This window comes from Gordonia sp. PvP123, assembly GCF_040547295.1.
Classification (GTDB): domain Bacteria; phylum Actinomycetota; class Actinomycetes; order Mycobacteriales; family Mycobacteriaceae; genus Gordonia; species Gordonia terrae.
In genome coordinates, this window is the sequence record NZ_JBEPPN010000002.1 from 283,948 (window position 1) to 304,935 (window position 20,988).

19 protein-coding genes are annotated in these 20,988 nt (G+C 70.1%); 14 read left to right on the forward strand and 5 right to left on the reverse strand.

What is annotated here, in order from left to right; all coding sequences use genetic code 11:
• Positions 1-55 precede the first annotated feature (55 nt).
• Both ABIC25_RS04150 and ABIC25_RS04155 read left to right on the forward strand, forming a co-directional pair.
• Positions 56-634: a DUF4245 domain-containing protein gene (locus tag ABIC25_RS04150; RefSeq protein WP_033203614.1), complete on the forward strand. Its 579-nt coding sequence runs from the start codon at positions 56-58 to the stop codon at positions 632-634.
• Positions 635-691: 57 nt separating this feature from the next.
• Positions 692-1,018: a hypothetical protein gene (locus ABIC25_RS04155; RefSeq protein ID WP_354560094.1), complete on the forward strand. Its 327-nt coding sequence runs from the start codon at positions 692-694 to the stop codon at positions 1,016-1,018.
• Here the strand turns inward: ABIC25_RS04155 and ABIC25_RS04160 are convergent, their stop codons facing one another.
• The 3 genes from ABIC25_RS04160 to ABIC25_RS04170 are packed head-to-tail and all read right to left on the reverse strand — an operon-like array spanning position 1,019 to position 3,269.
• Positions 1,019-1,264: an exodeoxyribonuclease VII small subunit gene (locus ABIC25_RS04160; protein ID WP_354560096.1), complete on the reverse strand. Its 246-nt coding sequence runs from the start codon at positions 1,262-1,264 to the stop codon at positions 1,019-1,021. It lies immediately after the preceding gene.
• Positions 1,261-2,586, reverse strand: a complete 1,326-nt coding sequence (gene xseA / locus ABIC25_RS04165) for an exodeoxyribonuclease VII large subunit (protein ID WP_354560098.1) — start codon at positions 2,584-2,586, stop codon at positions 1,261-1,263. Before xseA ends, ABIC25_RS04160 begins: the two co-directional genes overlap by 4 nt.
• Positions 2,583-3,269, reverse strand: a complete 687-nt coding sequence (locus ABIC25_RS04170) for a lipid droplet-associated protein (protein ID WP_248645078.1) — start codon at positions 3,267-3,269, stop codon at positions 2,583-2,585. The genes xseA and ABIC25_RS04170 overlap by 4 nt, the downstream gene beginning before the upstream one ends.
• 52 nt (positions 3,270-3,321) lie before the next feature.
• Between ABIC25_RS04170 and ABIC25_RS04175 the strand changes: the two genes are divergently transcribed.
• Entirely contained in the window at positions 3,322-4,275 is a 954-nt protein-coding gene (locus ABIC25_RS04175; protein WP_004019341.1) for a 4-hydroxy-3-methylbut-2-enyl diphosphate reductase, read from the forward strand.
• Between the two features lie 37 nt (positions 4,276-4,312).
• Here ABIC25_RS04175 and mycP read toward each other — a convergent pair whose 3' ends face one another.
• Together mycP and eccD are read right to left on the reverse strand one after the other, a co-directional pair.
• Entirely contained in the window at positions 4,313-5,710 is a 1,398-nt protein-coding gene (gene mycP / locus ABIC25_RS04180; RefSeq protein ID WP_248645079.1) for a type VII secretion-associated serine protease mycosin, read from the reverse strand.
• A complete protein-coding gene (gene eccD / locus ABIC25_RS04185) occupies positions 5,710-7,263 on the reverse strand; it encodes a type VII secretion integral membrane protein EccD (RefSeq protein ID WP_248645080.1) in 1,554 nt (517 codons plus the stop codon). The genes mycP and eccD overlap by 1 nt, the downstream gene beginning before the upstream one ends.
• Positions 7,264-7,361: 98 nt before the next feature.
• Between eccD and eccCa the strand changes: the two genes are divergently transcribed.
• From eccCa to glmS, 11 genes are all read left to right on the forward strand, one after another.
• Positions 7,362-11,441, forward strand: a complete 4,080-nt coding sequence (eccCa, locus tag ABIC25_RS04190) for a type VII secretion protein EccCa (RefSeq protein ID WP_354560100.1) — start codon at positions 7,362-7,364, stop codon at positions 11,439-11,441.
• A 13-nt stretch (positions 11,442-11,454) separates the two neighbouring features.
• Positions 11,455-12,846 carry a type VII secretion-associated protein gene (locus ABIC25_RS04195; protein ID WP_354560102.1) on the forward strand — a complete coding sequence of 464 codons (1,392 nt, stop codon included), beginning with the start codon at positions 11,455-11,457 and terminating at the stop codon, positions 12,844-12,846.
• A 195-nt stretch (positions 12,847-13,041) separates the two neighbouring features.
• Positions 13,042-13,485 (forward strand): 50S ribosomal protein L13, encoded by a 444-nt coding sequence (rplM, locus tag ABIC25_RS04200; protein ID WP_004019336.1) that lies wholly within the window; start codon positions 13,042-13,044, stop codon positions 13,483-13,485.
• The gene (rpsI, locus tag ABIC25_RS04205) at positions 13,482-14,018 is read left to right on the forward strand and encodes a 30S ribosomal protein S9 (protein WP_101819133.1); all 537 of its coding nucleotides are present in this window, start codon (positions 13,482-13,484) and stop codon (positions 14,016-14,018) included. The genes rplM and rpsI overlap by 4 nt, the downstream gene beginning before the upstream one ends.
• 2 nt (positions 14,019-14,020) lie before the next feature.
• Complete coding sequence (gene glmM / locus ABIC25_RS04210) at positions 14,021-15,367, forward strand: phosphoglucosamine mutase (RefSeq protein ID WP_004019334.1); 1,347 nt, start codon at positions 14,021-14,023, stop codon at positions 15,365-15,367.
• The gene (locus ABIC25_RS04215; RefSeq protein ID WP_354560104.1) at positions 15,364-16,068 is read left to right on the forward strand and encodes an HAD family hydrolase; all 705 of its coding nucleotides are present in this window, start codon (positions 15,364-15,366) and stop codon (positions 16,066-16,068) included. The genes glmM and ABIC25_RS04215 overlap by 4 nt, the downstream gene beginning before the upstream one ends.
• 255 nt (positions 16,069-16,323) lie before the next feature.
• Positions 16,324-16,659: a hypothetical protein gene (locus ABIC25_RS04220; RefSeq protein WP_435529095.1), complete on the forward strand. Its 336-nt coding sequence runs from the start codon at positions 16,324-16,326 to the stop codon at positions 16,657-16,659.
• Positions 16,656-17,774, forward strand: a complete 1,119-nt coding sequence (locus tag ABIC25_RS04225) for a hypothetical protein (RefSeq protein WP_354560108.1) — start codon at positions 16,656-16,658, stop codon at positions 17,772-17,774. Before ABIC25_RS04220 ends, ABIC25_RS04225 begins: the two co-directional genes overlap by 4 nt.
• Positions 17,771-18,031, forward strand: a complete 261-nt coding sequence (locus tag ABIC25_RS04230) for a hypothetical protein (protein WP_064571971.1) — start codon at positions 17,771-17,773, stop codon at positions 18,029-18,031. The genes ABIC25_RS04225 and ABIC25_RS04230 overlap by 4 nt, the downstream gene beginning before the upstream one ends.
• 10 nt (positions 18,032-18,041) lie before the next feature.
• Positions 18,042-19,025 carry a dienelactone hydrolase family protein gene (locus ABIC25_RS04235; protein ID WP_354560110.1) on the forward strand — a complete coding sequence of 328 codons (984 nt, stop codon included), beginning with the start codon at positions 18,042-18,044 and terminating at the stop codon, positions 19,023-19,025.
• 100 nt (positions 19,026-19,125) lie between these two features.
• A complete protein-coding gene (gene glmS, locus ABIC25_RS04240) occupies positions 19,126-20,988 on the forward strand; it encodes a glutamine--fructose-6-phosphate transaminase (isomerizing) (RefSeq protein WP_004019175.1) in 1,863 nt (620 codons plus the stop codon).

The following is a 20,988-nucleotide window of genomic DNA, read 5'->3' on the forward strand; positions in this document are numbered from 1 at the left end:
TGCATGTCACACCGGGCATTCGGTCAGTGACCCTGCTGGTGGGATACTCGGCGCCATGGCAGACAAACCCCGCATTCTGATCAACGGCAAGGACATGTTCTGGTCGTTGGTGCCGTTGCTCGCCCTGTGCGCGCTGGTGCTGATCGCGTCGGGGAACTGCTCGGTCGGGGCGTCGAAAGACGTGGCCGACAGCAAGCTGCCGCCGTTCGACGTGGTCAGCGCTTTGAATGCCGACGCGAGTCAGCTCCCGTTCCCGATCCGCCGCCCGCCGACGCCGGCGGGGTGGCGGCCCAACTCCGGTTCGTCGGACGCGATCGAGGGGCACCGGATCAGCACGGTGGGGTGGCTGAGCAGCGGTGGCGCGTATGTCCAGCTCAGCCAGACCGATGCGCCGGAGGACGTGTTCGTGCCGTATCTGGGCGGGAGTCGGGGTGATTTCGGCGACATCGCCGGCACCGGCACTCGGCAGGCAGGTGGGCGCCAGTGGGTGACCTACGAGACGGCGGAGGGCAAGAAGTTCTGGATCACCGATCTCGGCGCCGTTCGCATCGCGGTGCTGTCGCGGGGCAGCGATGCCGACATCGAGACGATCGCGTCGTCGGTCGTCGCCCAGGCCCCGCTGCGAATGGGGTAGCGCACTACTCGTGAGGACCCGGGTCGGAGTCCATAGCGTCGTCTCCAGGAGGCGCTCATGGATGGGGGATCCGGGTTCGGGCCACACTTCGTGTGGACGCGACTCGTAGTGGCCGCGGTCCTGGTGATGCTGGTGGTGGTCGTTCCGGGGCAACGTGCGGGCGCGATCGTCGTGCACGCCGTACCGCCCGCCGCAGTGGCGGCGACCGCGCCCGGTCCGGGTCTGGGGCCATCCTCCGAAACCGTGGTGGGGCGGCCGCTTTCCTCCCGATCGAGGGGCCGGGAGGATCGTCGGCCGGTCCTCGCCCGAGCCGCTGCGCGACCGTCCGCCGAACATGCTCGCATCAGCGCTCTCGACCGTGAGGTGCTCGCGCGGTTCGACTGATCAGTCGTCGTCCTCGTCGTCGCGGTCGGTGCTCTTCTCGGAGATGACCGCCTCGATGCGTTCCCGTGCTCCGCGCAGGTGCTCCTCGCAGCGCGTGGCGAGGGCCTCGCCGCGTTCCCACAGTGCCAGCGAGGCGTCGAGATCGAGCCCGCCGTGCTCGAGCGTGGTGACGATCTCGGCGAGCTCGTCCCGTGCCTCCTCGTATCCGAGTTCGTCGATGGGGGTGAATGTCTCGTCGGTGCTCACGCGTCTCCTCCGTCTGTCTGCGCGTTCGTCGGTCTCGTGGCGGATCGGGCGCGGGAGCGTCGTGGGGCTGGTCCGTCGACCCGTGCGGTCGCGGCGCCGTCGGCGACCCGGATGCGCAGGGACGCGCCCGGTGGCAGGTCCGCGAGGGCGCCGACCACATGCGGCGGGTCGGTGTCGGTGCGCTGGACCACCGCGTAGCCGCGCGCCAGCGTCTGTGCGGGACCGAGGGTGGACAGTCGCGCGGCGAGATGGTCGCCGCGACGTTCCTCGGAGTCGATGTGGCGCAACACATCCCGACGCAGCGCGCGGACCAGCTCGGCCACCCGCGCGGCTTCGGAGTCCACCAGCACCCCGGGACGGGCCAGTACCGGACGGGCCCGGAACGACCCCACGACGCCGGACTCCCGGCGCACCCAGTTGCGCAGCGCCTGCGCACTCCGGCGACGCAGGTCGGCGATCCCGGCGAGTTCGGCCTCGACGTCGGGGACCACGCGTTTGGCGGCATCGGTCGGGGTCGCCGCGCGCAGGTCCGCGACGAAATCGAGCAACGGATTGTCCGGTTCGTGTCCGATCGCGCTGACCACCGGTGTCCGGCATCGTGCGACCGCGCGCAACAACGCCTCGTCGGAGAAGGGGAGCAGGTCTTCGACGCTGCCCCCGCCCCGCGCGATGATGATGACCTCGACATCTGGATGTGCGTCGAGTTCGGCGAGATGGGTGAGGATGCGGGCGACGGCCGTCGGACCCTGCACGGGCGCTTCCCGGATGTCGAACCGTACGTCCGACCAGCGTGCCGTCGCCACGCTCACCACATCGTGCTGGGCGGCGCTCGCGCGTCCGCTGATGAGCCCGACGGCCCGCGGGAGGAAGGGCAGCGGCCGCTTGAGGCGCGCGTCGAAGAGTCCCTCGGCGGCCATGAGCTGCCGCAGTCGTTCGATGCGCAGCAACAGCTCGCCGATGCCCACCGCGCGTATCTCGCTGACCCGCAGGGAGACCGTGCCGCGGCCGGTGTAGTAGCTCGGCCGGCCCAGGACCACCACGGAACTGCCGTCGGTGAGCGGGACCTCGGTGCGCGCCAAGAGGTCCGGGCTGCACGTCACCGAGATCGAGATGTCTGCGGCGGGGTCGCGGAGGGTGAGGAATGCGGTCCGGGTACCCGGGCGCCGGCTGATCTGGGTGACCTGACCCTCCACCCAGATCTGTCCGAGCCGATGGATCCAGTCGGCGATCTTGGTGTTCACCGTCCGGACCGGCCACGGGTGTTCGGCCGAGTTCGGCGACGAGGAACGTCGCGGTGTGTCGCTCGTGTCGGCCCCGGTCACGCTTCGGTGGAGCGCTTGTTCTGCGCGGCTATCCGGTTCTCCAGCATCGTCACGAACGGAGCGCGGTTGCGGGCGGTCTTCTCGTAGTCGACGAGCGCCATCAGATCGTCGATGGCCACCGAGCGGAGTCGGGCGCGCAGTTGAGCGAGGGTCAAGGAGTCGTAGTCGATGAGTTCGACGATCTCGGGACCCGAGCCGTTGGAGGCGCCCACCGCCTCGGCGCCCGGCACCTCGGCCGCGACGACGTCGTCGGGGGTCGAGCTGTACAGCGCGAAGCGTCCGGCGTCGGCTCGCGGCGGAGCGGCGAGATCGGCGTCGGTGGCGGCCTCCTCGACCTCGTCGTCGATGCTGGTCGGTGCGGGGGTCTTGGCTGCCGGCTCGCGATCCGGGGTCGGTGTGGCGCGAGCGGGCGTCGAGTCCGGCTCGGGGGCCTCCGCCTCGTCCTCGTCGAAGCGCGCCCACTCGGGCTGTTCGTCGGGTCGGTCGAAGAACATCTCGAGAGCGGCGTCGCCCTTGATGGCCAGTTCGGCGATGTTCTGCTGCGCCCGCATGCCGGCCTGCAGTGTCTGGCTGACCGCGGTCATCGGCAAGGTGATGAGGAGCGCCGGGAGCTTCCGTGTCTCCTCGAGGGCGGTGACGATCAGACCTGCGGCTATCCGGGCCGGGTATGGTGCGCGATCCATGCCAACACTCTGCCATCACGGGCAACGCCGCGTAACCCGTACCCTGGGAAGCATGTCTGAGACGAAGCGTGTCCTGCTCGCCGAACCCCGGGGCTACTGCGCTGGTGTCGACCGTGCGGTGGAGACCGTCGAGCGTGCGCTCGACAAGCACGGCGCTCCCGTCTACGTGCGCAAGGAGATCGTCCACAACAGGCACGTCGTGGAGACCCTCGCCGAGCGCGGTGCGATCTTCGTGGGCGAGACCGACGAGGTGCCCGAGGGTGCGATCGTCGTCTTCTCGGCGCACGGGGTCTCCCCGCTGGTCCACCAGACCGCCGCCGAACGCAACCTGCGGACGATCGACGCGACCTGTCCGCTGGTCACCAAGGTCCACCAGGAGGCCAAGCGGTTCGCGCGCGACGACTACGACATCCTGCTGATCGGTCACGAGGGCCACGAGGAGGTCGAGGGCACGGCCGGCGAGGCCCCCGAACACATCCAGCTGGTCGACGGCCCCGACAGTGTGGACTCGGTCACGGTGCGCGACGAGTCCAAGCTCGTGTGGCTGTCGCAGACCACCCTCTCCGTCGACGAGACCATGGAGACCGTCCGGCGCCTGCGGGAGAAGTTCCCGCTGCTCAACGACCCGCCCAGCGACGACATCTGCTACGCCACCCAGAACCGCCAGGTGGCGGTCAAGGCGATGGCGCCCGAGTGCGATCTGGTGATCGTCGTCGGGTCGCAGAACTCGTCGAACTCGGTACGCCTCGTGGAAGTGGCGCTGCAAGCGGGTGCCCGGGCCGGCCACCTGGTCGACTACGCACGGGAGATCGACGAGACCTGGCTCGAGGGTGTCACCACCGTCGGCGTCACCTCCGGCGCATCGGTGCCCGAGGTCTTGGTCCGCGGCGTCCTCGACTACCTGGCCGAGCGCGGCTACGGCACGGTCGAGACGGTCAACACGGCCAACGAGACGCTGACCTTCGCGCTTCCGCGCGAGCTGCGTCCCGCGCGTTCGTCCAGCTGACGACGCCGCGAGCGGTGTGGCCGGTCGCGGCGCGAGGTCAGAACTCGTCCGGGTCGAGCTTGCGCACCCGTCGATGAGGTAGGGCGATCGCGAGCACCGCTGCGATGACGATCGCCGCGACCGCACTGCCGACGATCGCCACGGTGCGGGCGCTGTGATCGGGTGGCTGGGCCACCGGCGGGGCGGCGATCGGCGCCGACGCACGGTCCGGCCGTTGATCGGTCGGCAACTCGGCGGTGAGGGCGGCGACCGGGTCGACGACCCCGTGCCCGATCCGTTGATCGTGTCCATCGCCCGGCGAGTGGGCGGTGGCGATGATGCGCTCCATCACCTCGCGCGCGGACAGCTCCGGAAACCGCGACCGGATCAGTGCGGCGGTACCCGCGACGTACGGTGCGGCGAAACTGGTGCCGATCAGGGGGATCGGTCCACCGTCGCTCTCCTGCGCCGACGCCAGCCGCCGGGAACCGCGTCGACTGTCCAGGCTCACGATGTCGGTGCCCGGAGCCGCGACGCTCACCCACGGCCCGTGCAGGCTGAAGTCGCTGGGAGAACCGGTGTCGGCATCCACGGAACCCACGGTCAGTACGTACGGCGCATACCACGCGGGGCTTGCGATGGTGGAGACCGACCGCCAGCCTCCCGGATCGTCGGCGGCGGGGGCCGGATTCTGGTTCTGGCAGGCGCCGTCGCGGGTCAGGTTGCCCGCGGCGACGATCACCACGACGTCGCGGTCGTAGGCGTGCCGGATGGCCGCGCCGAGGGCGCGATCGTCGACCGAGTCCGACGCCGGAGCACATGCGACCTCGGAGATGTTGATGACGGTGGCGCGCAGGTCGACCGCGCGCACGATCGCATGCGCAAGGGTCCGGACCGACCCGTACCCCGACCCGACCGACGGCGCCGCGTCGTCCCGGGCGCGATCGTCCTTCTTCTGGAACGCGCTGCTCGACTGGCGGATGGCGATGATCGACGCCGCGGGTGCCACACCTGCGAACGCGTCGGCGGTGCTGGGCCGTGCGGCGATGATGCCGGCCACCAGGGTGCCATGGGCGTCGCAGTCGTCGAGTCCACTACCGCCCGAGACGTAGTCGCCACCGGCGACGACACGGCCGAGCCGCGGATGCGGTGTCACCCCGGTGTCGATGACCGCGACCCGCTGGCCCTGTCCACGGCTGAACCGCCACGCCTCGGGGAGGTTCATCATCGACTGCGCCGCAGTCGATTTCGATACATTGCGCGTCAATTCCGTGGTGTTGCACAGATGGCGCTGCTCGGTCGGTTCGGGCGGGGCGACCGGGGCCGACCGGATCAGGGCGCCGGGATCGATGCGCGGTGGGTTCACCGCCGCGGCCGGCGACGTCGACGTCGCGATCAGCGCAGCGACCAGAGCCGACCCGAGCAGCCCGGCGCCGCGGATGCGCATGCGGCGCATCAGATCTCGCGGACCATGCGATACAGATCGAGCAACCAGAGCAGCAGCGGCACGATGAGCGCGACGAGGATGTACTCGCCGATCTCCGCCCAGCGGCGCATGACAGGGGAGAAGTCCTGGTTCGGGGCGACGACCCCGAAGACGAATGCGGCGATCACCGCGAGGACGCCGAGCGCGAAGCCGATGACCGGCCATCGGTCGTCGCCGAAGGCGAGCCCGGTGATCAGCGTGATCACCACGAGCGACCCGGCGACGATGAGGATACCGGCCTGGAACAGATCGCTGTGGGATCGGCCTCGTAGGCACAGCACGACGCCGATGATCGCGGCGTAGACGGCGTTGCGCCATTCGAATCCGGCGAGCGGGGCCGCGGTGAGGACCGCCGCGATCGCGGTGATGAGGGTCAGGCCGCCGACGATGCCGGTCAGATAGGCGTTGGCCAGATAGGAACGACGCTCCAGCGCATCGGCTTTCGGCAGCGCGGTCGCGCCGATCGCCCCGATGCCCTCGATGGCCGGGCGCGGTTCGATGTCCTTGACGTCGATGGCGGCGCCGGCCGTCGGAACCGGGGGCAACGGGAGTTTGGCGAGCAGGATGGTGGTGCGGGGCGCGAGTCCGATGAGGAGGAGGCCGACCGCGGCGATGACGGCGGCGACATCGGGCACCGGTGCATCGATGAGGAGCCGGGCCCCGGAGCCGGCCGCACCGAGCAGAGCGGCGCTGGTCACGGCGCTGTGCGCGGTCGGGCCGGCGGCGGTCATGCGGTAGCTGACGACCGCGGCGACGAGTGTCACCGCGAAGCCCAGCGTCAGGTGCGCGGCCCCGAACGACCCGGGCGTGAGGACCATGCCGGTCACGAACGCCATGGGTGCGGCGCACAGCGACAGGATGGTCGACGTCTGCTCGTCGCGGTAGTACCGGGACACGATCGTCGATGCGGTGACGAACCCGACGACAGCCAGGCCCGACAGGCCGGCGGACCACAGGGCACCGGTGTCGGACCGGATCGCGGCCAGGGATGCCGCCGCCGCGACCGCGGCGACGAGAGCGAGCGCGTAACCCACGCGTCGGGCGGCGGCGGCGGTCCAGTCGACGAACTGGGATTCGTTCAATCGGGCGACGGCGTCGACCACGTCGTCGAACAGCACCGGGGACTCCCCGGTGCGCGTCGAGGTCAACAGGAGCAGGTCGCCGTCGCGGATGCCCGACTCGGACAGCGACCGGTGCAGGGGGAGCGGTTCCTGCCCGACGAGGGCGAGCGTCCACTTGTTCTGGCGGTCGTGCGGGCGTCCGGGATTGCGCGCGTCGGCGTCGGGATCGTCGGGGTCCGACCGTGAGGGGTTGCGCGACTCGATCTGGGCGACGAGGTCGCCGATGAGTCCCGCGATGGGGATGCCTGCGGGGAGGCCGACGTCGAGCTGGGTGTTGCCGCCCAGCACCGACACCCGGACGAGCTGGGGCTCGACGGCCGCCTCACCCCGCCGGCGGTCCCCGATGTCCGCGTCGGCGGCGGTCGTCGGGTACCCCGGTGCGAATCCGTCCACAGACGACATCAGGTCAATCCTCCCCCTGGGTTCAGCAGCTAACATAGCCAACCTCAGCGGGTTCGCCCGCCCGGGGATACACAGGCGCGACATGTCAGGGGGGACGTGTGGTCACGACGACCGAGGGTTTTGTGCGTCGGCCGCGCATCACGCCGCCACGCACACCCGGCGGCGAGGTCAACATCCAGGCGCCGCCGGACGTACCGCGGGTGGTGCCGGGCAATCTCCTGATGAGGCTGCTCCCGGTGGTGATGGTCGTCGCGGTGGTCGGCATGGTGTCGCTGATGGTCGTCACCGGCGGACGCAACATCCTGTCCAACCCGCTGTTCATGATGTTCCCGCTGATGATGCTGATGTCGATGTTCGGCATGTTCGCCGCGGGCGGGCGCGGCGGCGGCAAGCGGGCGGGCGAACTCAACGAGGAGCGCAAGGACTACTTCCGCTATCTGGGCCAGCTGCGCAGCCAGGTGTTCGAGACGGTCGACAACCAGCGTGCGGCGCGCACCTGGAGTCATCCGGACCCGCGTGCGCTGCTCGACGTGATCGGCAGCAGGCGGATGTGGGAACGCCGCCCCAATGATGCCGACTTCGCCCATGTGCGAGTGGGTGTCGGCGTCCAGCGCCTGGCCACGCGACTGATGCCACCGGAGACCGGGCCGCTGGAGGACATCGAACCGGTGTCGATGGTGGCCCTGCGTCGCTTCGTGCGCACCCACTCGGCGGTGTACCGCCTGCCGACCTCGATCTCGTTGCGCGGCTTCCCGGCGGTCAACATCGAGGGCGCCCGGCAGGAGACCCGCGACCTCGTCCGGTCGATGGTCGTGGAGTTGTGTGCCTTTCACGGTCCCGATCACCTGCACATCGGCATCGTCACCGGTGATCCCGCGGGAGAGGCCTGGGACTGGGCGAAATGGCTTCCGCACGTGGGGCATCCGACGCTGCGAGACGGCGTCGGCGCGATGCGGATGATCTATCCGACCCTGGCGGACCTGGAGAACTCGATGGCCGCCGACCTCCTCGAGCGCGGCCGCTTCAGCCGTTCGGCACCGCCGAACGCCCATCGGGCGCACCTGGTGGTGATCATCGACGACGGGTACGTCGCCGGGGACGAACGGATCATCAACGACGCGGGCATGGAGGGGGTCACGATCCTCGACCTGACGGCGCCGCCGGACGGTCTCGCGGTGCGGCGCGGATTGCAGCTCGTCGTCCGTGGGGGCAAGGTCTCGGCACGCAGCGCGGCCGGCGTCGAGGAGTTCGCCGACATGGACTCGCTCACCATTCCCGAGGCCGAGGCGATCGCCCGCCGCATGGCGCGCTACCGACTGGCCACCGCGGCGACACTGGCCCACCTCGAGTCCGAGGCGACCTCGGCCGACCCGGGCCTGCCCGCGCTGCTCGGCATCGACGACGCGGCGCGGTTCGATCCATCCACCGCCTGGCGCGGGCGCACCGGCCGGGAGCGCCTGCGCGTGCCGATCGGTTACACGCCCACCGGCGCGCCCGTCGAGATCGACATCAAGGAGAGCGCGCACGGCGGCATGGGTCCGCACGGGTTGTGCATCGGCGCCACCGGGTCGGGCAAATCGGAGTTCCTGCGCACACTCGTGCTGGCCATGCTGGCGACCCACTCGCCGTCCGAGCTGAATCTCGTGCTCGTCGACTTCAAGGGCGGTGCGACGTTCCTCGGCCTGGAGTCCGCGCCCCACGTGGCGGCGATCATCACGAACCTCGAGCAGGAACTGTCGATGGTCGACCGCATGAAGGACGCGCTCTCCGGTGAGATGAACCGGCGCCAAGAGGTGCTGCGGGCCGCGGGCAATTACGCCAACGTCGCCGACTACGAGCGCGCCCGCGCCTCCGGAGTGCGGCTCGATCCGCTGCCCGCACTGTTCATCGTCGTCGACGAGTTCTCCGAACTGCTCTCGCAGAAGCCGGATTTCGCCGAACTGTTCGTCGCGATCGGACGACTCGGCCGCTCGCTGCACATCCACCTGTTGCTCGCATCGCAACGCCTCGAGGAGGGCAAGCTCCGGGGTCTGGACTCGCACCTGTCCTACCGGATCGGTCTGAAGACCTTCTCCGCCAACGAGTCCCGGTCGGTTCTCGGTGTGCCCGACGCCTATCACCTGCCGAGCGTTCCCGGTTCGGCCTACCTCAAGTGCGACTCGGCCGACCCGATCCGGTTCAACACGTCCTACGTGTCGGGTGCCTACCACTCGCCGACGGTCGTCGAGTCGTCCGATCCGAGCACCACGGCGTCGCTGCGGCGCGGCAACCTGAAGGTGTTCACCGCGTTGCCGGTCCCGTTGGACGAGGGCGCGTCACGGTCCCTGCTCGATCAGGCCGAGAGTCTGCTCGACGAGGAACCGCCCGCCCCCGAGGAACCCATAGATTTCGAACCGGTCTCGGCGCCGGTGCCCACACTCATGGAGACGATCGTCGACCGCATGGGAGACGCCGGTCCGCCGGCCCACCGCGTGTGGCTGCCGCCGCTGGACGAGTCCCCGACCGTGGAACACCTTCTCGGCGAACGGGACTGGTCACGACCCGCGGTCCCCGGCGACCTCACCGTCCCGGTCGGTGTGGTCGACCGGCCCTACGATCAGCGACGCGACCCCCTCGTCATCGACCTCGCGGGTGCCGCGGGCAACGTGGCGGTGGTCGGCGGTCCGCAGTCGGGCAAATCGACGACGCTGCGCACGATCATCATGTCGGCGGCGGCATCCCACACGCCCGAGCAGGTGCAGTTCTACTGTCTCGACTTCGGCGGCGGCAGTCTGACCGGACTCGCCGGACTCCCGCATGTCGGTTCGGTCGCCTCGCGGGGCGACATGGACGCGGTCCGACGTACGGTTGCCGAGGTCGCGGCCGTGGTCCGGTCCCGCGAGCTGCTGTTCGCCCGCCTGGGCATCGAATCGATGCGCGACTACCGGGCCCGCCGTGCGTCGTGGTTCCGGTCCGGGGTCACCTCGCCGGCGACCGACCCGCTGGCCCAGGACCGGTTCGGCGACGTGTTCCTCGTCCTCGACGGCATGAACGTGCTGCGGACGGAACTGGAGTCGCTCGAGGAACAGATCACCGCAATCGTGGCCCAGGGCCTGAGCTATGGCGTGCACGTCATGGTCACCGCGTCCCGGTGGGCCGAAGTGCGCCCGGCGGTCCGCGATCTCATGGGTACGCGTATCGAGCTGCGCCTCGGCGACCCGATGGACTCAGACATGGGGCGTCGCGCCGCCGCTCTGGTCCCGCAGAACCGTCCCGGACGCGGCCTGACCGGGCAGGAGCTGCACATGCTGATCGCGCTGCCTCGCCTCGACCCGGTCAGCAGTGCCGAATCGCTCCCCGCCGGTGTCGCGCAGTCCGTGGAGAGGCTCACCGCCGCCTATCCGGGCCGTGGGGCGATGGCCGTGCGCAAACTGAGCACCGAGATCGACCACGCGTCGGTACAGCGCGCGGTCGCCGACGCCGGGCTCACCCTCGCGCCCAACCAGGTCGCGATCGGTGTGGGGGAGCTCGAGCTCGCGCCGGTGGTGCTCGACTTCACCGCCCAGCCGCACTTCATGGCCTTCGCCGATGTCGAGCACGGCAAGACCAACCTGCTCCGCACCATCGTCACCGGGCTCGTCGCGGGCGCCACACCCGAGCAGGTCCGGATCGTCTTCGTCGACTACCGCCGCACCATGCTGGGGATCATCGACGGCGACCATCTGGCCGGGTACGCGAGTTCGCCCGACCGCGCGGCGTCGATGATGACGGAGCTGGCGGCCTACCTGAAGAACCGGATGCCGCCGGAGGACGTGACCGTTCAACAGCTGCGGGACCGCACCTGGCTCGAGGGTCAGCCGGAGGTGTACGTCGTGGTCGACGACTACGACATGGTGGTGACGTCGACGGGCAATCCGATGCTGCCGATCGTCGAGCTGGCCTCCCATGCCCGCGACATCGGCCTGCACATTGTGCTCGCCCGGCGGTCCGGTGGACTGGGACGGGCGATGTTCGACCCGCTCATAGCCCGCCTCAAGGACCTGTCGTCGGACATCCTGCTGATGAGTGGCGACCGCGACGAGGGCTTCATCACTGGTCGGTCACGGCTGCAGTCGCTGATACCCGGCCGCGGTGAGCTCGTGTCGCGGGTCCGGCCACCGGAGATGATCCAGGTCGCTCATCTCGCGGTCGGCGACTAGGCCGGATCCGCAGATGACGCGAGCGGGCGGGACGCCGGCCTCGGACGTGGGGCCGGTGCACCGGGCAGGACGGCGGCACCCCCGCCCGGCCGTGGTCGATCTCGCGTTCGGGACGCCGCTGGTCTGGGAGCCGGAGGGCGGCCTGCGCCGGGTGGATCGCGACGTGCGGATGTTGCTCGAGTCGGTGGATCACATGAGCGTCGTGGTCGACGGCCGGCGCGAGCATCCACGCCAGGCGTGGCGGCGGGTCTTCGCCAACCTCGCTCTGTCCGCGGGACGGCCGCTGATCGTCGGGCACCCGAGTACCTGGGGACCGCGTCGTGTGTCGACCCTTGCCGACCTCGGCGACGCCGGCGCACCGGTGTCGTTGCTGCCGCGGGCGGTTCTCGTCGCCCGCAGTCACGCCGACCTCACCGTGCAGCGCTGCGCTGTCGTCGAGACCACCCACCTGCCGCATCCGCCGACCGACCCCGCCCACCCGCGACCCTCGTGGTGGGACGTGCAGATCGTGGGCCGGGGTCCCGACGGCTGGACGGTCGAACGCTCCGGCATCATCCGTCCGGGAACCGGTCTCGCGTCGTCGGCCCCGGCCGACGGCGAGGGGATCGACGGCGCGGGGATCGACGTCATCGACGACTCGGTCGAGGCGGTGTTCGTCGACGGGGCGGCGGCGGACGACGTGTCCGCGGCGATCGACGTCATCTCCGCGCACGCGGTCGCGGGACGGGTCGTCGCCGTAGACCGTGACCTGGTCGTCCGGCTCGGGCACCGCACCGGCGGCGCCGCCGACGACGCGGCGGATCCCGGGCGTGACCCTCGCCCGCCGGACTCGTTGCCGGTCGGCCGCACGAGACGGCGGTCGCGCTCGCTGCTCGCGGCCGCGGTGGTGGCGGTCCTCGTCGTGAGCGGTGCGGTCGGGGTGGGCCTCTGGCAGCGCGAACCCGCATCAGGCGCGTCGTCGGCGGATGTCCGCCTGGGGCGCGCGACGTTGACCGTCCCGGGGGATTGGCGGCAGGCCGACCAGGACACCCCGAGCGACGCCGCCGACGACCCGTCCACCACTCGCGCGGTGTTCGTCGACCCCGACGACGGCCGGCGCATCATCGCCGTGCTCACCGAGGTGCGCGAGGGTTCCACCCTGGCCTCGGTCGCCGGCAGCCTGCGCAACCGGATCGAACAGCGCGGCGACGACGTCGTCACCGAGTTCTCCGCCGCCACCCGGTTCGCCGGCCGCGACGTGATCGGTTACCGCGAGTCACCGGCATCCGGGGGTGCGATCCGCTGGTACGTCGTCGTCGATGACGGTCTACAGGTCTCGATCGGCTGTCAGGCGGGTACCGCGGCCGAGCCGGCCGAGGCCGAATGCGCGGAGGCGGTCCGGACGATCCGGGTGCTGCCGTCGTAGAGCGGGCCGATGTCGGAGGCCGGCGCCCGTTTTGACCCTGACCAGCGCGGTCGCGTAACCTGGATCGCTGGTGCTCGGCACCTGGTGCACATCTGTGTGTCCAGGTCAGCGGAGGCCCGGGTCCCCACTGGTCGCCGGGAACAACCTCTGCCGTGCACCCGACCAGCACCCACAAGACAAGAGTTGAGGACAACTGTGCCTACCTACACCCCGAAGGCCGGTGACATCACGCGTACGTGGCATGTCATCGACGCCGAGAACGTGGTGCTCGGCCGGCTGGCCGTGCAGGTCGCGAACCTGCTCCGCGGCAAGCACAAGCCGACCTACGCCCCGCACATGGACGGCGGCGACTTCGTCGTCATCATCAATGCGGAGAAGATCGCGCTGACCAGCAACAAGGCCGATCGCAAGCTGAACTACACGCACTCGGGGCATCCCGGTGGCCTGAAGTCCCGCACCACGACCGAGCTGCTCGCCACCTACCCGGAGCGCGTCATCGAGAAGGCCGTCAAGGGCATGCTGCCGTCGACCAAGCTCGGCCGCGCGATGGCGTCGAAGCTGAAGGTCTACGCCGGCCCGAATCATCCGCACGCGGCCCAGCGCCCCGTCCCCTTCGAGATCAAGCAGGTGGCCCAGTGAGCAACGAGAACATCAACGAGGCCGTCGAGGCCGTCGAAGAGGCCGCTGTCGCCGAGGCTGCTGTCGAGGTCGTGGAGGCCGTCGAGGTCGCCGCTGACGACTACGAGACCGCCGCTGTCGAAGACGTCCGCGAGCCGATCGTCATCGATCGTCCGATCCAGACCGTCGGCCGCCGCAAGGAAGCCGTCGTCCGCGTCCGCCTGATGCCGGGCGCCGGTGGGTTCACCCTCAACGGTCGCTCGCTGGAGGAGTACTTCCCCAACAAGGTGCACCAGCAGCTCATCAAGGCGCCGCTGGTCCTCGTCGAGCGCACCGAGTCGTTCGACATCTTCGCCAAGCTCGTCGGCGGCGGCCCCTCGGGCCAGGCCGGCGCGCTGCGTCTCGCCATCGCGCGTGCGCTCATCGAGGTCACCCCGGAGGATCGTCCCGCCCTGAAGAAGGCCGGCTTCCTCACCCGTGACCCGCGTGCGGTCGAGCGCAAGAAGTACGGCCTCAAGAAGGCCCGCAAGGCGTCGCAGTACTCCAAGCGCTGATCTTGGCACGCCTTTTCGGAACCGACGGCGTCCGAGGCCTGGCCAACGCCGAGCTCACCCCAGAGCTCGCGTTGCGCCTGGCCTCGGCCGCCGCGGTCGTTTTCGCAGAGAGTTCCACGACGGACTCCCACCGGCGCCCGCGTGCGGTCGTCGGACGTGATCCGCGTGCATCCGGCGAGATGCTGGAGGCCGCGGTGTGTGCCGGTCTCGCCGCCACCGGAGTCGACGCCATCTGCGTCGGCACCGTGCCGACCCCGGCGGTCGCATTCCTGACCGCGGACTACCACGCCGACTTCGGTGTGATGATCTCCGCATCGCACAACCCCATGCCCGACAACGGGATCAAGTTCTTCTCCGCCGGCGGGCACAAGCTCGACGACGACGTCGAGGACCGCATCGAGGCGGCCATGGACGACGAGGTCGTCCGGCCGATCGGTGCCGCGGTGGGACGCATCGTCGCCGCGCCCGACGCCGGCGACCGTTACCGGCATCACCTCACCCAGGCCATCGACACGCGACTGGACGGGCTGACCGTCGTCGTCGACTGTGCGCACGGCGCGGCGTCGGAGCTCGCGCCGCTGGCCTACGCCGACGCCGGGGCGACCGTCATCGCGATCCACGCCGAGCCGGACGGCCTGAACATCAACGCCGACTGCGGGTCCACGCACATGGACAAGTTGCAGGCTGCGGTGCTCGAACACGGCGCCGACCTCGGACTGGCGCACGACGGTGACGCAGACCGTTGTCTCGCAGTCGATTCCACCGGTCAGATCGTCGACGGCGACGCCATCATGGCGGTGCTCGCGACGTCCCTGAAAGATCAGGGCAAGCTCCGCGAGGACGTGCTCGTGGCCACCGTCATGAGCAATCTCGGTCTGCACATCGCGATGCGCGAGGCCGGGATCACCGTGCACACCACCGCGGTCGGGGACCGATATGTCCTCGAGGAACTGCGCCGGGGCGGTTACGCGATCGGCGGCGAACAGTCGGGCCACATCGTCGTCCCGGGTTCGGGTACGACGGGTGACGGCATCCTGACCGGGTTGATGCTCATGGCACGGATGGCTGCCACCTCGGCGCGGCTGGCCGACCTCGCCGGCATCGTCACCGTGCTGCCCCAGGAACTGATCAACGTCCGGGTCGCCGACAAACATGCGGTGTCGCAGTCGCAGTCGGTCCGGGAGGCGGTCGCGGCCGCCGAGACCGAACTGGGCGAGACGGGCCGAGTCCTGTTGCGGCCGTCGGGAACCGAGCAGCTCGTCCGCGTCATGGTGGAGGCCGCGACGGCCGACCAGGCGCTGTCGGTGGCCGGCCGGCTGGCCGATGTCGTCCAAGGCGTCGGGGCATGACCGGTCCGGCGCCCCGGGCGGTCCTGTTCGACTTCTCCGGCACGCTGTTCCGCTTCGAGGCCCGCGACGAGTGGTTCGCCGACCTGCGCGACGACACCGGCGCCGAGTTCGACCGTGACCGGCAGGCGGACATCATCCGGCGCATGGTCGCACCTGTCGGGCTGCCCGACGGCATCGTCGGGGACGACCGACAGGCCTGGGAGTCCCGGGATCTCGACCCGACGCTGCACCGCACCGGCTATCTGGCGCTGCTGCGCGCGGCCGGGATGAGCAACGCCGAGCACGCGAACGCGCTCTACAACCGAGTGCTCAATCCGTCCTCCTGGGTCCCGTTCACCGACACCGTCCCCGTGTTGCAGAAGCTCGGCGCCGCACAGGTTCCGGTCGGCATCGTCAGCAACATCGCCTTCGACCTGCGCAAGGTCCTGGCTCTGCACGGTGTCGAGGATCTCGTCGCCGCGTTCGCGCTGTCCTACGAGGTGGGGGCGATCAAACCCGACCCCCGGATCTTCCATGCCGCTCTCGACCCGCTGGGTGTTCCGGCAGACGAGGTGCTCATGGTCGGGGACAGCGAGACCGCCGACGGCGGAGCGCGCGAACTCGGTTGTTCCTTCGCGCTGGTGCACGACGTCCCGGCCGCCGAGCGGCCCACCGCGCTGCTCGATGCCGTGACCTCACACGGCATCGAACTGGGTGACTGAGTCGAACCACTGCCCGGCTCGGGCACCTCTGCCGGGGCACCTGGGCACGGCGCACTGGCGGCGCGGGCGGGGGTACGCGACAATCTCCTGCGGGATCGGCGCACGCATGGAACCGTCGAGCGCCGCGGTGCGTCCAAGTGTGCAGGATGCGTGGCGCGGGTTCGGGCCGGCTGCGAACGAGCGCTCCGATTGAGCAGATCGGGAGGGGACGACGTGGGCAGTGGCGGTGGGGACGATGTGTCGCGCCGGACCTCCATGGACACCGCCCAGGTGTCGGCGGTCGCGTCGTACTACCGCAGGTCCTCACTGGTGCTGTCGGCGGTCGCCGACGATCTGGCCGCGCACGACTTCGGGGCCTGGGCTCGACAATCCACGGTGCGGGACGCCGACTCCGCCACCTTCGGACCATCGGCGGCGACCTACGCAGACATGACCACGACCCTGTCGCGCCGGTTGCGCGTACAGGCCGCCGCAGCCGCGGCGCTCGCCGACACCCTGCGCAACAGTGCGCTGACCATGGCCGACGGCGACGGCCGCGCGGCGGTGGAGATCTCGCGAGCGCTACCCGCGGCGGAGGTGGACGGCCGGTGAGGCGCGGCGCGGACTCGCTGTCGGTGCTGAGATCTGATGCCCGGGAAGGCGTCGAGGCGTTGATCGAGCTCGTGTCGGTGGGGCGCCTGATGGGGATCGGTGCGCCCGACGAGTCCACCATCCGCAACGGAGTGGGTGTCGTCGACGGCTTCGACATCGCGGCACTGTCCGCGGACAGTCGGGCCCTGGTGTCGGCGCATCGCGCCGTGTCCGAACAGCTCCACCATCTCCCCGAGCAGCAGGTCCGGCTCGACGACGGCTGGAACAGCGAGTCCGCGACCGTCGCGATCGCCACGGTCATCGATCATCAGCGTCGTGCCGAGTCGGATCTGCACATCCTGCGCACCCTCACCGAGGCCACCTCGGCCGCGGCGTCGGGTATCGACCGGTTGTTACGCACCTTCTATCTGACGCTCGCCCGGTTGTCGGCGCCGGCCGCTGCCGGTGTGCCGCCGGCAGAGCTGCCGCAGGCGGTGCTCACCGGTCGGGTGCCGATGGGGGTGGCGGTCGAGGACATCTCGTCGAGGCTTGCCCTGTTCACCACGTCGCTGGAGACCACGACCCGTGGTGTCGCCGGGATTCTCGACCTCCTGAACCGGTCCGTCGACGGCATCGACGACGAGGCGTATCCGGTCGACGCCGAGCGCTCGGGCCGCGTTCCGTCCGCGATGCCCGATCCGCCGCCCGCGACACCGGCCCGACCGGTCGCGTCGGCGCCCGTGCACACCGTCGCCGCGCCCTCGCCGGTCACCCAGACGTGGCTCGCCGAATCGACCACCGAGGACCGAACCCACGAGATCGGTGCCGCGAGTGCATCCGCGGTGTCCGCGTCGGCACCCGACGAGGTCGAGGCAGCCCGCGCCGTCCCCGAACCCGATGATGGAATCGACATCCCGTTTCGGCTCGGCGGCACCGAGGGACTCGACGCACCCGTGGCCACCGTCGAGGAGGCAACCGCCGAAACCGGGCCCGCCGAAACCGAACCCGCAGAAACCGAACCCGCAGAAACCGGGTCCGCTGACACCGAACCCGCCGGACCTGATTCACCTGGGCCGACACCGGACGCATCGTCCGACCTGTCCTCGGGTGACCTCGCCCTGGCAGGCGACCAGTGAACCTCGCCGATCAGATCGAGGCGATGGCCCGCACCGCGACCGCCGGTGTCGCCGAGGCATCGCACCGGTTCTCCGCGCAGCAGCGTGACCTCGAACTCGCGATGGCCGACCATCGTCGCAACGCGGTGCGGTCCGAGACACAGCGGCTGCGCGACGATCTCGAGAACGACGCCGATGCCGCGGACGCCACCCCGGGCATTCTGCTGCCGGCCGACGTGGCCGACGCCAGTCCCCATCTGCCGCCGCCGAACACATAGGCTGTCTGCTGTGCCAGGCAAGAAGCAGAAGCCGCAGTCGCCCGCGAAGCTGATGTCCGCGCTCGCCCGACGCGGCCCCCATCGTGTGTTGCGCGGCGACCTCGGGATCGTCGGAACCCCGGGCGTCGTCTTCACCCCAGCCGAGGGCGAACGACTCCCGGCCGTCGCGTTCGGCCACGGATGGATGACCTCGGTCGAGCGGTACCGCGACCTGTGCCACCACCTCGCGTCGTGGGGCATCGTCGTCGCCGTCCCCGCGGGTCAGCGCGGCCTGCTGGTGTCCGATGACGCGATGGCCGCCCAGCTCCGTTCGGCACTGTCGATCGTGACGAGGGTCCCGCTCGGCTTCGGCGAGATCACCGTCGACCCGCGCAAGATCGGGTTCGCCGGTCACGGCTTCGGTGCCGCCGCCGCGGTGCTGGCCGCATCCGAGGGCGTGCTGCACGGCCAGCCGCAACCGCAGGCCCGCGGGGTGGTCGCGCTGTTCCCGGCGCCGACGACCTCCGCGCTGCTGCCCGCGGCCCGTCGGTTGAGTGCTCCGGGCCTCATCGTGTCGGCGATCGGCGAACTCGACACCATCGACGGCAACGCGCTCCCGCTTGCGCAGGCGTACGGGTCGGAGTCGGCGGCCGACCCCCGGCCCGCCGCGACGCTGCGCACCCCGCCGGGCGCCACCTCGCGCGGACTGATCGAGCACCGGTCGATCAAGTCGTTGCTCGGCGGCAACGGCGCCGACAAGAAGACCCACACCGCGGTACGGGCGATGACCACCGGATTCCTGCTGCACACCCTCGACGGCGACGACCGCTACGAGGCGTTCGCCGACGCCGACACGGTGCTCGGGAAGGTGCCTGCGGTGGATCTCGACGATCCCCCGGAGATGCAGGACAAGATCGCCAAGTTGCTGGGCGCGAAGGAACGCAAGCGCCGCCGCGCGGCGAGCCCGGTGCCGTCCGGTGCGCCGAACGCGGTGGTGCCCGACACCATCGAGTGACGGCGGTGCGGAATCACCCGATCGGGGCCCGTTGTGACCCCGGCTCGGGACGCGACGCGGCGCGCTGCCACTCCCGCGTCCGCAGGTACCCTGACTAGCTATGTGTGGAATCGTGGGATACGTGGGGCGGCGCGATGCCCTGGACATCGTCGTCGACGCGCTGCGACGGATGGAATACCGCGGATACGACTCGGCGGGCGTCGCGATCCTCGACGGCGAGGGAAGCACCGCCATCCAGAAGAAGGCGCTCCGACTGGAGAACCTGGAGAAGCAGATCGCCACCGTCGGTCGCGAATCCCTGTCGGGGACGACCGGCATCGGACACACCCGCTGGGCGACGCACGGCAAGCCGACCGATCGCAACGCGCATCCGCACGCCAGTGACGACGGCAAGCTCGCCGTCGTGCACAACGGCATCATCGAGAACTACGCGGAGCTGCGCGCCGAACTCGAGGAGGACGGGGTCGAGTTCACGTCCGAGACCGACACCGAGACCGCCGTGCACCTCGTGTCGAAGTACTACGCGCTGGGTCCGACCGCCGGCGACTTCGTGGCCAGCGCCTACGCGGCGCTCCGTCGTCTCGAGGGGGCCTTCACCCTCGTGTTCACCCACGCCGACCACGCGGACACCATCGTCGCGGCGCGACGGTCGACACCGCTCGTGGTGGGCGTCGGGAAGGGTGAGATGTTCCTCGCGTCGGACGTGACCGCATTCATCGAACACACCCGGGACGCAGTCGAACTCGGCCAGGACGAGGTCGTGGTGATCACCGCCGACTCGTACACGGTCAGCGACTTCGACCAGAACGTCCGCGAGGGCAAGCCGTTCCACATCGACTGGGATCTCGCCGCCGCGGAAAAGGGCGGCTACGACTTCTTCATGCTCAAGGAGATCGCCGAGCAGCCGCGCGCGATCGCCGACACCCTCCTGGGGCATCTGCAGAACGGCCGCATCGTGCTCGACGAACAGCGCCTGACCGACGACGACCTACGCGACGTCGACAAGGTGTTCGTGGTCGCCTGCGGAACCGCCTACCACGCGGGTCTGCTCGCCAAGTACGCGATCGAGCACTGGACCCGGCTCCCGGTCGAGATCGAACTCGCCAGCGAGTTCCGCTACCGCGACCCGGTGCTCGACCGGTCGACGCTGGTCGTCGCGATCTCGCAGTCCGGTGAGACAGCCGACACGCTCGAAGCCGTCCGGCACGCGAAGGACCAGAAGGCTCGCGTCCTGGCCATCTGCAACACCAACGGCGCACAGATCCCGCGGGAATCCGACGCGGTCCTCTACACCCACGCGGGCCCCGAGATCGGCGTCGCGTCGACCAAGTGCTTCCTCGCGCAGATCGTCGCCGCCTACCTGGTGGGCCTCGCGCTGGCGCAGGCCCGGGGCACCAAGTACGCCGACGAGGTCGCGCGCGAGTTCGCGGCCATCGAGGCGATGGCCGATTCCGTCGCCCAGGTGCTCGACACGATGGAACCGGTGCGCGAACTCGCGCGCTCGCTGGCACATCACAACACGGTGCTGTTCATCGGCCGCCACGTCGGATATCCGGTCGCGCTCGAAGGTGCCCTCAAGCTCAAAGAACTCGCGTACATGCACGCCGAGGGGTTCGCGGCGGGTGAGCTCAAGCACGGGCCGATCGCCCTGATCGAGGACGGGCTGCCGGTGATCACGGTCATGCCGTCCCCGGACGGACGCGCCGTGCTGCATTCCAAGATGGTCAGCAACATCCGCGAGATCCAGGCCCGTGGCGCGCGCACGATCGTCATCGCCGAGCCCGACGACGTGGCCGCCCGTGCGGTCGCCGACGAGTTCATCCCAATCCCGAAGACGCCGACATTGCTGCAGCCCCTGGTCTCGACGGTCCCGCTGCAGGTGTTCGCCGCCAGCGTCGCCCAGGCGCGCGGCTATGACGTCGACAAACCGCGGAACCTGGCCAAATCGGTGACCGTCGAATAG

Bases quoted from the DNA above. Each gene is read 5' to 3' on its own strand.
- ABIC25_RS04215 (WP_354560104.1), top strand. From the start codon at position 15,364: ATGACCGGTCCGGCGCCCCGGGCGGTCCTGTTCGACTTCTCCGGCACG.
- mycP (WP_248645079.1), bottom strand. From the start codon at position 5,710: ATGCGCCGCATGCGCATCCGCGGCGCCGGGCTGCTCGGGTCGGCTCTG.
- ABIC25_RS04170 (WP_248645078.1), bottom strand. From the start codon at position 3,269: ATGGATCGCGCACCATACCCGGCCCGGATAGCCGCAGGTCTGATCGTC.
- ABIC25_RS04155 (WP_354560094.1), top strand. From the start codon at position 692: ATGGATGGGGGATCCGGGTTCGGGCCACACTTCGTGTGGACGCGACTC.
- ABIC25_RS04150 (WP_033203614.1), top strand. From the start codon at position 56: ATGGCAGACAAACCCCGCATTCTGATCAACGGCAAGGACATGTTCTGG.
- glmS (WP_004019175.1), top strand. From the start codon at position 19,126: ATGTGTGGAATCGTGGGATACGTGGGGCGGCGCGATGCCCTGGACATC.
- eccD (WP_248645080.1), bottom strand. From the start codon at position 7,263: ATGTCGTCTGTGGACGGATTCGCACCGGGGTACCCGACGACCGCCGCC.
- ABIC25_RS04195 (WP_354560102.1), top strand. From the start codon at position 11,455: ATGACGCGAGCGGGCGGGACGCCGGCCTCGGACGTGGGGCCGGTGCAC.
- ABIC25_RS04175 (WP_004019341.1), top strand. From the start codon at position 3,322: ATGTCTGAGACGAAGCGTGTCCTGCTCGCCGAACCCCGGGGCTACTGC.
- ABIC25_RS04220 (WP_435529095.1), top strand. From the start codon at position 16,324: ATGGACACCGCCCAGGTGTCGGCGGTCGCGTCGTACTACCGCAGGTCC.